Consider the following 9988-nt stretch of genomic DNA (forward strand, 5'->3'; position numbering starts at 1 on the left):
TTACAGGATAGGTTAAACATGGCGGAAAATAAGTACTTAGAATTATTGAAAAATTATAGCGATGTCAATTTTGTTGGCAGAGCAGATATATGCTTGTGTATTTATTATACATAAATTAACTTCTTATTATATATAGTGTTCCATCTCGTATCATCATATATAATCATATTTGTGTTTTTTGTTTTTTTGTTTTGGTATTTATTTAATATCTAAGTTAGATCTTTGGTACGCTTTTTGCATAGGTTTTTTGTAAATTGATAAAAAAGGAGATTTATATGTGGTTGACAAATTATAAGAAAAATTTTTTGGATTTTTTGAATGATGACTTTGATTTTGTTAATTCTAGAGGTATTCAAGATGTTCCAGTTAATATTAAGGATGAGGGTGATTCATTTGTTCTTGAGGCTTATCTTCCAGGAATAAAGAAGGAAGATATATCAATTTCAATTAAAAATGATTATTTGACAATCAGTTATGAAAATAAAGATGAGAGAGAAGAGAGGGATGATAATTATTTAAGGGTAGAGAGAAGAGATATTTCTTTTTCAAGGAGTTTTAGATTATCGGGAAATATTGAACAAAATAAGATCAAATCGGAATTAAAAAATGGTGTTTTGCTTATTAAACTTCCAAAAAACTCAGAAGTTATTGAAAAATCTAAGGAGAAAAAAATTGTAATTGAATAAATTTCTGCTCCCTTAATTAAGGATGCTTTTGCATCCTTAATTTTTATTATTTTCAATTGTTAAATTTAGTTCTTTGAGCTGTTCATTTGAAATTTTAGAAGGAGATTTATCAAGTGGGCTTGCAGCAAATGAATTTTTTGGAAAAAGTATTACATCTTTTATTGAATTTGAATTTGTCATTAACATTAAAAGCCTGTCAATTCCAATTGCTATTCCTCCATGAATGGGAGCCCCATATTCTAATGCTTTTAGAAAAAAACCAAATCTCTCTTCAGCTATTTTATTGTTAAATCCTACTATATTAAAAATTCTTTGTTGCAGTTCTTTGGTATGTACTCTGATTGAGCCTGAACCAAGTTCTGTTCCATTTAATACAATATCATAAACTTCTCCTAAGACTTCACTTGGATTACTCTCTAGAGTATTTATATATTTTGCTTGCGGCATTGAAAACATATGGTGAGCTGCTTTATAACTTTGTGTATCCTCATCATATTCAAATAAAGGAAAATCATAAATCCATAGGAATTCAAATATATTTTTGTTGATAAGATTAAGTTCGGTTGCAATTTTAATTCTAATTTGCCCTATGGCTTTACAAGCGGTTTCCCACAGGTCTGCTATAAAAAATATTATGTCATTATTTTTAAGTGAATAAGTTTCAATTAGAGTTTTTTTAATTGGATTTATAAATTTTGCAATGCCACCTGTAAATTCATTATTTTCTATTTTTGTAAAGTAAAGAGTACGTGCTTTATAAAGTTTGGCATGTTCTTCTAATGAATTGATCTTACTTCTTGAGAAATTATGTGCTTGATTTTTTATAATAAGTGCTTTTATTGTTCCTTTGTTTTGTAATGTGTCTTTAAAGACGTCAAATGGAGATTGCTTTAAAGCTTTACTCATGTCTTGTATTAATAATTCATATCTAGTATCTGGTTTGTCACTTCCATATATATTCATTGCATCTTTGTAGGTAATTTTTTTGAATTTTTTTGGTAATGTGATGTTTAATGAGTTTTTAAAAATAGTAAAAATAAGATTTTCTATTAGTTTAAATATATTTTCTTTTTTTATAAAACTCATTTCAAGGTCAAGTTGTGTGAATTCTGGTTGTCTATCGCCTCTTGAATCTTCATCTCTGTAGCATCTAGCTATTTGAAAATATTTATCAAGTCCGGCTATCATTGCAAGTTGTTTATAAATTTGTGGTGATTGTGGTAGTGCATAAAAATGACCCTTATGTATTCTTGATGGAACAAGAAAATCTCTGGCACCTTCTGGAGTTGACTTAACAAATGTCGGTGTTTCTAATTCTAAGAAATCTTGTTTTGTTAGATGATTTCTAATGATATGTATTACTTTACTTCTTAATATTATTTTTTGTTTTTGTTCTTCTCGTCTTAAATCTAAATATCTATATTCAAGTTTTGAGTTATCACTGGCATTATTATTGTCTTCAATCATAAAGGGTAATTCATTGCATTTTGAAATTATATCTATATTTTCTGCAATTATTTCAAGTTCTCCGGTTTTCATTTCTCTGTTTACAAGTTCCAAGGGTCTTAAATTTAATTTTCCTTGAATTTTAATGCAGTATTCCATTTTTATTTGAGATGTTATTTTTAAAAGTTTCTCATCACTTACAAATATTTGTACTTCACCATATCTGTCTCTAATATTGATAAATGTGACTTTTCCATGATTTCTTATTTTTTTTACCCATCCATTTATTTCTATCTTTTTATTTATAAGTTTATTATTTATTTGATTGCATTTAATGATTTTAAACATAACCTATCCTATTAATATGTTATAAATTTCTTTGTCAGTTTTAGCTTTAAGCATTGCTTTTTTATTAGAATCTACTTTACCTACAATGGATGATAAAATGCGTGGATAATTAACATGTTCTTTTGCTGGGTATAATATTAATATAAAGATATAACTTAAATTTTTATCAATAGCATTGAAGTCAATTCCATCATGACTGATTCCGATTGCAATGTGCATTTTTTTTATTAAATTAGTTTTTAAGTGAGGTATTGCAAATCCTTCTTTGAGAGCTGTGGTTATAAGTTTTTCTCTCTCCATGAGGTCTTGTAATATTGTTTCTTTGTCAATGTCAACTTTTATTATACTAAGTAATTCTCTTAGTACTTCAATTTTATTTGTTGCTTTTAAATTTAATATTATATTTTCTTTTTTTATTCTTTTATCTAAAGCAATATTACTGCGTATTTTATCGTAGTTTATTGAGTAATTTAATTTTTGTGCTTTTACAGAAACTATTTTTACTTCTTCTGTGATTTTTTCTAAATTTAAAATAGTTTCTCTTAGTAGATCTTGTATGATTATTAAATGTTTTTTTGGACATTCAAATGTGATTTTGCTTCCTTCTCTTTTAATTGAAAGTGATATATCATTTCGTCTTGCATTTATGTATTGTGAGAAATCATTTTTTATTTGTTGTGTAAAAAATCCTTCGTTTCTTAACTCGTTTTTTAAGTCCCATACAAATATTTTTGTTAGATTATCATCTTTCTTCCTATCTCTCCTAATTCTTTTTTCTCTTTCATTTCTTTCTTCGCCTCCATTTTTATTTATTTGAAATAAGATATTTATTATTGGTGTTGCGATAATTGTTGGAAGAAAAACTATAATTATTATTATTCCAAATATTTTTTGGCTTATAAATTCGGAAGAGAGAGCTACATTTGCAATAATTAGTGATATTTCACCTCTTGGAACCATTCCAAAAGCTATTCTTAGTGCACCTAGTTTGTTAAATCCTAAAAAGTATGATGGGATAAAGCAATATACTACTTTTGTTGCTATTGCTATCAAACTAAGCAAAGTTCCAATTATTAAAACTTCTTTTGATAATATTACGTTAATATCGGCCATCATTCCTATTGATGTGAAGAATATTGGTATAAAAAATCTTTCAAATAGTGTTAATTTATCCTGAATTACATATACAATATCTGTTTTTGACATTGCAAGCCCAAATATGTAAGCTCCAATTACAAATGACATTCCTAGATTTTGAAAAATACTTGAAATAATAAAGGTAAATGTAAGAGTTATTACAGTTGCTAAGGTTACACTATTAAAGCTTTTTAGTAATTGTGAAATTGGTTTTGATAGTAAGATCAGTATGAATGTTAAACAAAACCAAATTAATATGTTTTGAATTGTAGATCTAATTGAGATTGTAATGTCAAGATCAGATAGAGATCTAGATATTGTAATTACACTTGTGAGCATAATCATTGAGAGGACATCATCAATTATTGATGTTGATATTATTGTAACTCCTTCTGATGTACTCATTTTTTTCTTTGCTGAGAGTATGCTTGCAGCAATGCCCGCAGAAGAAGGTGTTGCAATAATTCCTATAAAAAGAGATGTGGGATTTATTAATTGTACATCAAATAAAATGGTGGATATTAGCGCAAAACTTGTGAAAGTGCCAATTACTTCTGTTATACCTATTAATCCTCCACGTGGTAAAAACTTAAGAAATAATTTTAGATCTGTCTCAAGACCTGCCATAAATAGTAGTATTATTGAAGCTATTGTTGATATTGCAAATATGTCTTCATTTATTAGATAATTTTCTCCGCTATTAATGATTCCTAATGGAAATAATAAAGGTACTTTAATTTTACCAAGACATGTTGGACTTAACAGTATTCCTGCTGTTATTTGTCCTATTACTTTTGGAATTCCAAATCTATTTACCAAATTGCCAAGAAGACTGGCTGATATTACAATGATTGCTAAACTCATTATAAAAGAAGAGATTTTGGCATCAATGTTATGTCCCGTGTCTTTCATATAGTCTACCATTCCAAATGAAAGAATAGGATTTATGTTAAATAATATTGTATATAAAAGTTTCTTTCTCATTTTTGAATCTCTTTTTTAAAGTTTGATTGTATTAATTTTTTTAGCTCATCAATTATTTCAATTTCGTCTTTACCATTTGCAACAATTGTTATTTTTTCTTTATATAAAATGCCAAGTATCATAATTTCAACTGTAGATTTTGCATCAGCTTCTCTTCCATCCTCTGTAATTAGTTTGATATTGCAACAGGAATATTTGTTTGCAAGTTCTGAAATCATACTTGATGGTCTTGCATGTAGTCCCTCTTTGTTTGTTATTTCAATTGTTGTTTGCATTTAATTTTACTTGTTTATTTTATTGTATCTTTTTTACTTTTTTCTTTATTTGCTGTGTTTTGTAATCGTTCTATTAATCTTTCTGTTAAGGCATGTAATTCCTTTCCTTCTTCTGTAATATGTATTATTTTGCCCCAGTTAAAGTGGAGGTGAGCATCTATATCAAAAATATCATTTTCTTTTTTTATTGTAATTTTAAGACTTTCTGCATGTTGTTTAATGTGTGTTCCAATTTTATCTAGTTTTTTTAAAATAAAATCTTTCATATCATCATTTAAATGATAATTGATGGCTTGTATTTTAGGTTCCATAAATTTCTCCTTCACATTTTAATTCATTCCTATATTTGTTTACAGTTCTTCTTGAAATAGTGATTCCTTTAGATTTTAGTATATCAGAAATTTGGCTATCTACCATATTTTTATTCTGTTCTAGCATTCCTTTTATTATTAGTTTAATGCTTAATTTGGAAAATTCATTTGTTTTAGCACCACCTATTGAATTAAATAATTTTTTAATTGCTATTGTGCCCCAGTCAAATTTTAAATATTTATTTTTTATTGCTCTTGATATAGTTGATTTTGATAGATTGATTCTTGTAGATATATCATCTAATTTCATTGGTCTTAAGCTCTTAAATCCTCTTTTGAAGAATTCTTTTTGTAATGTGTATATTGCTATTCCTATTTTAGCTAGTGTTTCATCTCTATATCTTAAAGCTTCAATGAGCCATTTTGCTTGTTTGTATTTGCACAAGTTTTTAACTTCTTGTTTATTAATTTCTGTTTTAAAAATACTGACTTCTTTAATTTTGATTTTGAGTTTATTGCCTTTATTGATAACAATAATATCTGGTTCAATATACTCATTAGTATCGTCTTTGTCTTTAAATTCAAATGTTGGATTGGGATTAAGTTTAAGTTTCATTGTATTAATGGCGTCATTTAAATCTTGTGTGCTAATGTTTAATTCTTTTTTTAATTTTTCTTGAGTATTTGTAAGTAAATCTGCTTTTTGAAGAATTTTAATTATATTTGTATCTAAGTTATGGTATTTTGCTTGTAATATTAATGATTCTATTATATTGGGTACGCAAATTCCTATTGGATCAAATTGTTGAATTAATTTGATCATTTTAGTGACCTGTGGCCACTCTTCTTTATTAAAGAAATCGTAAGGATTTATTATGTATAGTCCTTTTCTATTTAAATTGTTTATTATGATTTCTCCTATATTAATTTCTTCTTCATTAAGTCTTTGAATTCTAAGTTGTAATAAAAGATGTTCTTTAAGTGAAATTTTAGGTGATGTTTTAGCCAGTGCAATTTCATATTGTGTTTTGTTATTTTCATTTTCTTTATAAAAAAATTTTTTAAACTTATAAGTTTTTAGTGATTCAAAAAAGATTTTATTTGAATCCACTTTAATATATTCATTATTGTCAACTTCGTCTGATATAATTTGTATTAATTCTTGCTTATCAAGACTTAACATTTTAATTGTGTTAATTTGTGTTAATTGTAATTTGTGTGTTAATTTTAAGTTTTGTTTTAGCATCTTTACATAAAAATATATAGTACTCCACTAGATATAATTAATATTACAGGGGGAACATTTTTGTAGAATAATAAAATAAGTAAGTTTAATCCTGCAAGTAAAAAACTTTTTGAAAGTTTTATATTATTATAATCTATTTTGAAAAATATATTTTCAAATAAGATTATAATAGTTATTATCCATAGTGCTATGATTACGGGCTTTAGCTGTTCAAGATAATATTTTAAAAAGTTTATTTTATCTTTCTGTTGATATTATAAATATATATAACTAACATTGATGCGCTAATTAATGCCATTGTTGCAATTATTGCACCTGTAATGCCAGCTATTTTTGCTCCTACATATGTTGCTATATTTGTGGCTATGGGGCCAGGAGTAATTCTAGATATTGTAATGATATTAATAAGTTCTTCTTGTGTGATCCATTCTTTACGTTCAATGATTTCTTTATGAATTGTAGCAGTAATTCCGTTTCCTCCCCCAAAATTTAAGATTCCTATTTTAAAAAATGTGATAAATAAATTTATTAAAATCAAATTTATACCTTGCTGTTAAAAAAAAATTTTTTCATTGTGTATGTTATAGAGCATATGAGTAAAAATATTAGTAGTATGTATGATAGGTCTATATGAAATTTATAAAGCATATATGTTATCAATAAACATATTCCCCATTTTATTATTGATCGATTTAACATTTTTTTTGAAAATTCAATAATGATCATTGACATTATTATTGTTGATGATATTTTTGCACCTTCAATAAATTTTTGAAAATAAATGTCATTTGAATTTAAATTTATATAAAGAACTATTATTGTAATTACGAATATAGATGGTAGTATTCCAGCAATAGTTAATACAAATGCACCTTTAAACCCTTTGATTTTTTTTCCAATTAAAAAGGCAAAATTGATAGCTGTTACTCCAGGGATTGTACTTGATGTTGTTAATATTTCTTTAAATTCTTGTTCAGATATTAATTTTCTTTTATTTACAATTGCTTTTTTAAGTTCAGATATTATGAGTAATCCTCCACCAATTGTAATTGTTGTTATTTTAAATACAAGATAAAATAGCTTTAATAATTCATATGATGTTTCTTTTTTTTCGTTCATTAATTTTTATGTTCCAAACCAAATGATGTTTAGGGTTTATTAAATTACATTTTATCATAATGGCTTATTAAATTATATTTTATCATGATGATTGTGTGATATTTATTGGTATAGGTATTTTGTTTGTTAATTTTTATTTTTTAATTGATTATAAGGGTCTTATTTTTTTGTTATTTTTGTACTATACTACATTTGCTTATGGATAAACAACTAAAAATATCAAATGTATTGAAAAGGGTATTTGTTTTGCCAGATTATGTTCATGAAATTTTTCAAATGATAATAGATTATGGATTGAGAATTGTTGTTGCTTTATTTGCATGGTGTATTTTAAGATTTATTGTGAAGAGATTGGGAACTATTTTTTTAAAGGCTTATGAGAGATCTAAATTGGAAACAAAATTGGATTCTACTGTTCTTAATTTTTTTAAATCGTTTTTTAAAGTTGTAATTAATTTAGTATTAATTTTAATGATTTTGCCTTATCTTGGAGTTTCTACAGCCTCTATTTTTGCTGTATTTGGATCTCTAGGTCTTGCAGTTGGTTTTGCTGCTCAGGGTATGTTATCTAATTTTGTTAGTGGATTTGTTATATTAAATTCTAATTTTTTCAAAATAGGTGATTATGTTAATTGTGATGATGCTGAGGGGGAAGTAACGGATATTCAAATATTTTTTACTACACTCAAAACTGTGGATGGTAAGATTATTAAGATTCCAAATAGTAAATTTACAAGTACATTAGTTGTTAATTTTTCTGCAAATTTTGAGAGAAGAATTGCATTTAGTTTTCAAGTACCTTATAGCATAGATTTTAATTTGCTTAAAACTGAAATGGAAAATTTGGCTTTTTCTTTTAATAGGGAAACATATAATGTTAGTCAACCTAGTCTGATTGTAACAGAATATACACCTTATTACATAATTGTAGAAATTAGATGTTTCATTCGAACTGAGTTTTTTTGGGATTTTCAATATTTTATGGGAGAAAAGATTAAAGATGTTTTAATTGATATGGGAGTAAAATTTCCCATTCATGTTGTGAATCTTAGTAAACTTTGCTAAGATTTTTGTGATTTTGAATAATTTGAACATAATATTCTTCAATCCTTTCTACAAAGGATGTGCTTGAGTGTATGATGGATGTTTTTTCTGTATATTTTTTTAAAGTTTGTAATTTTTCATCGTTTTCTATTATTTCTTTCATGTATTTGTACATGTCTTCATCATTATCTATTAAAAATCCATTTTTTCCTTGATGAATTACGTTTTTGTATATAATGTCATTACTAAGTATTGCTGGTATTCCGGCAGTTAAGGCCTCAATAATTGTCATTGGATATACTTCACTTTTGGATAAACTTGCAAATACATCTGATATCTTATAATAATAGTACATTTCTTCCCATGGAATTGTTCCAACAAGTATTATTTGATTTTCAAGTCCATATTTTTTTCTAAATTGTTTTACATTTCTCTCTTCTTTTCCTTTTCCTATGAGAATAAGTTTGCAGTGTTTGTTTTCAATTAGAAGTTTTTTTAAATTTTGTATTAATTCGTATATATTTTTTTCTTTATTAATTCTTCCAACGAAGATTATGATTTTATCATTTTTTTTAATGTCATATTTACTCAGAATTTCTTGTTTTTTGTCTTGAGTTAATTCTTTTATGAAAAGTTTTCTATCTATTCCATTTGGAATTAGTTTATAATCAGCATCTTTGGCAAGATGAAAATATTTATCATGTGCTTTAATTGATGGATAAATAAAATGATGAATTTGATTATAAAATTTTTTCATCATTTTGTCTGAATTAATGAAATATTTTATAACTCCTAAGTAATGTAAATAGTAATTCCACATTGTATGGTTTGTGTGTACAAGTGGTATATTATATTCTAATGCTAATTTTTTACCTATGTTTCCCATAGTGAATTCTGAATGTGTATGAATTATGTCAGGTTGATATTCAGCTATTATTTTTTTTATTTTTTCTTTATTTGGGAATGATATTTTAGCATCTACTGTGCGATTCAATTTAATTGAAAAGCATCTGTAAATATTTTTTTTACTTAAGTTTGATTTATAATATTGTGGGCAAAAGATATAAACGGTATGACCTTTTTGTTCAAATCCTTCTTTAATTTGTTTGATACACGTTGCTACTCCATTTTTATCTGGAAGATATGTATCTGTAAATATTGCTATTTTCATATTTTGTCCTAATAATTAAAGTATAACATAGGGGTATATTTATTTTTTAGATTATAATATCTTTGAATGCAAGAAGTTTATCTATTATTAGGGAAAGAACAAGGGTTAAAGGAAGCTTATTTAAATGATATTTTTAGCAAGTTGAATGCTGATGATATACATATTACTAAGCTTTTTATGTCAGAATTATCATCAATAGAACTTTCCGAACGATTTTTGAG

General features: G+C 25.9%; 10 protein-coding genes. 2 read left to right on the forward strand and 8 right to left on the reverse strand.

Annotated elements, in window-relative coordinates:
• Positions 1 to 275 precede the first annotated feature (275 nt).
• Positions 276 to 686 (forward strand): Hsp20/alpha crystallin family protein, encoded by a 411-nt coding sequence (locus tag BN1173_RS02260; protein WP_014696300.1) that lies wholly within the window; start codon positions 276 to 278, stop codon positions 684 to 686.
• Between the two features lie 36 nt (positions 687 to 722).
• Here BN1173_RS02260 and aspS read toward each other — a convergent pair whose 3' ends face one another.
• The 7 genes from aspS to BN1173_RS02295 form a co-directional block, all read right to left on the reverse strand.
• A complete protein-coding gene (gene aspS / locus BN1173_RS02265) occupies positions 723 to 2480 on the reverse strand; it encodes an aspartate--tRNA ligase (RefSeq protein WP_040236362.1) in 1758 nt (585 codons plus the stop codon).
• A gap of 3 nt (positions 2481 to 2483) precedes the next feature.
• Positions 2484 to 4541, reverse strand: coding sequence for a cation:proton antiporter domain-containing protein (locus BN1173_RS02270; protein ID WP_425456543.1), 2058 nt, complete (start codon positions 4539 to 4541; stop codon positions 2484 to 2486).
• A 56-nt stretch (positions 4542 to 4597) separates the two neighbouring features.
• On the reverse strand, positions 4598 to 4876 hold the full coding sequence (locus BN1173_RS02275) for an HPr family phosphocarrier protein (protein WP_012538203.1): 279 nt from the start codon (positions 4874 to 4876) through the stop codon (positions 4598 to 4600).
• 14 nt (positions 4877 to 4890) lie between these two features.
• Positions 4891 to 5187: an HPF/RaiA family ribosome-associated protein gene (locus tag BN1173_RS02280; protein WP_014696303.1), complete on the reverse strand. Its 297-nt coding sequence runs from the start codon at positions 5185 to 5187 to the stop codon at positions 4891 to 4893.
• Positions 5177 to 6433 (reverse strand): RNA polymerase factor sigma-54, encoded by a 1257-nt coding sequence (gene rpoN, locus BN1173_RS02285; protein ID WP_040236364.1) that lies wholly within the window; start codon positions 6431 to 6433, stop codon positions 5177 to 5179. The genes BN1173_RS02280 and rpoN overlap by 11 nt, the downstream gene beginning before the upstream one ends.
• 232 nt (positions 6434 to 6665) lie before the next feature.
• On the reverse strand, positions 6666 to 6971 hold the full coding sequence (locus tag BN1173_RS04565) for a chromate transporter (protein WP_246040030.1): 306 nt from the start codon (positions 6969 to 6971) through the stop codon (positions 6666 to 6668).
• Between the two features lie 2 nt (positions 6972 to 6973).
• Entirely contained in the window at positions 6974 to 7552 is a 579-nt protein-coding gene (locus BN1173_RS02295) for a chromate transporter (protein ID WP_040236365.1), read from the reverse strand.
• 198 nt (positions 7553 to 7750) lie between these two features.
• Between BN1173_RS02295 and BN1173_RS02300 the strand changes: the two genes are divergently transcribed.
• Positions 7751 to 8617: a mechanosensitive ion channel family protein gene (locus BN1173_RS02300; protein WP_040236367.1), complete on the forward strand. Its 867-nt coding sequence runs from the start codon at positions 7751 to 7753 to the stop codon at positions 8615 to 8617.
• Here the strand turns inward: BN1173_RS02300 and BN1173_RS02305 are convergent.
• Positions 8601 to 9767: a glycosyltransferase gene (locus BN1173_RS02305; RefSeq protein WP_014696308.1), complete on the reverse strand. Its 1167-nt coding sequence runs from the start codon at positions 9765 to 9767 to the stop codon at positions 8601 to 8603. The two genes, BN1173_RS02300 and BN1173_RS02305, sit on opposite strands and share 17 nt — an antisense overlap.
• Between the last annotated feature and the right edge of the window lie 221 nt (positions 9768 to 9988).

The sequence above is a fragment of the Borrelia crocidurae genome, assembly GCF_000825665.2.
Taxonomy (GTDB): domain Bacteria; phylum Spirochaetota; class Spirochaetia; order Borreliales; family Borreliaceae; genus Borrelia; species Borrelia duttonii.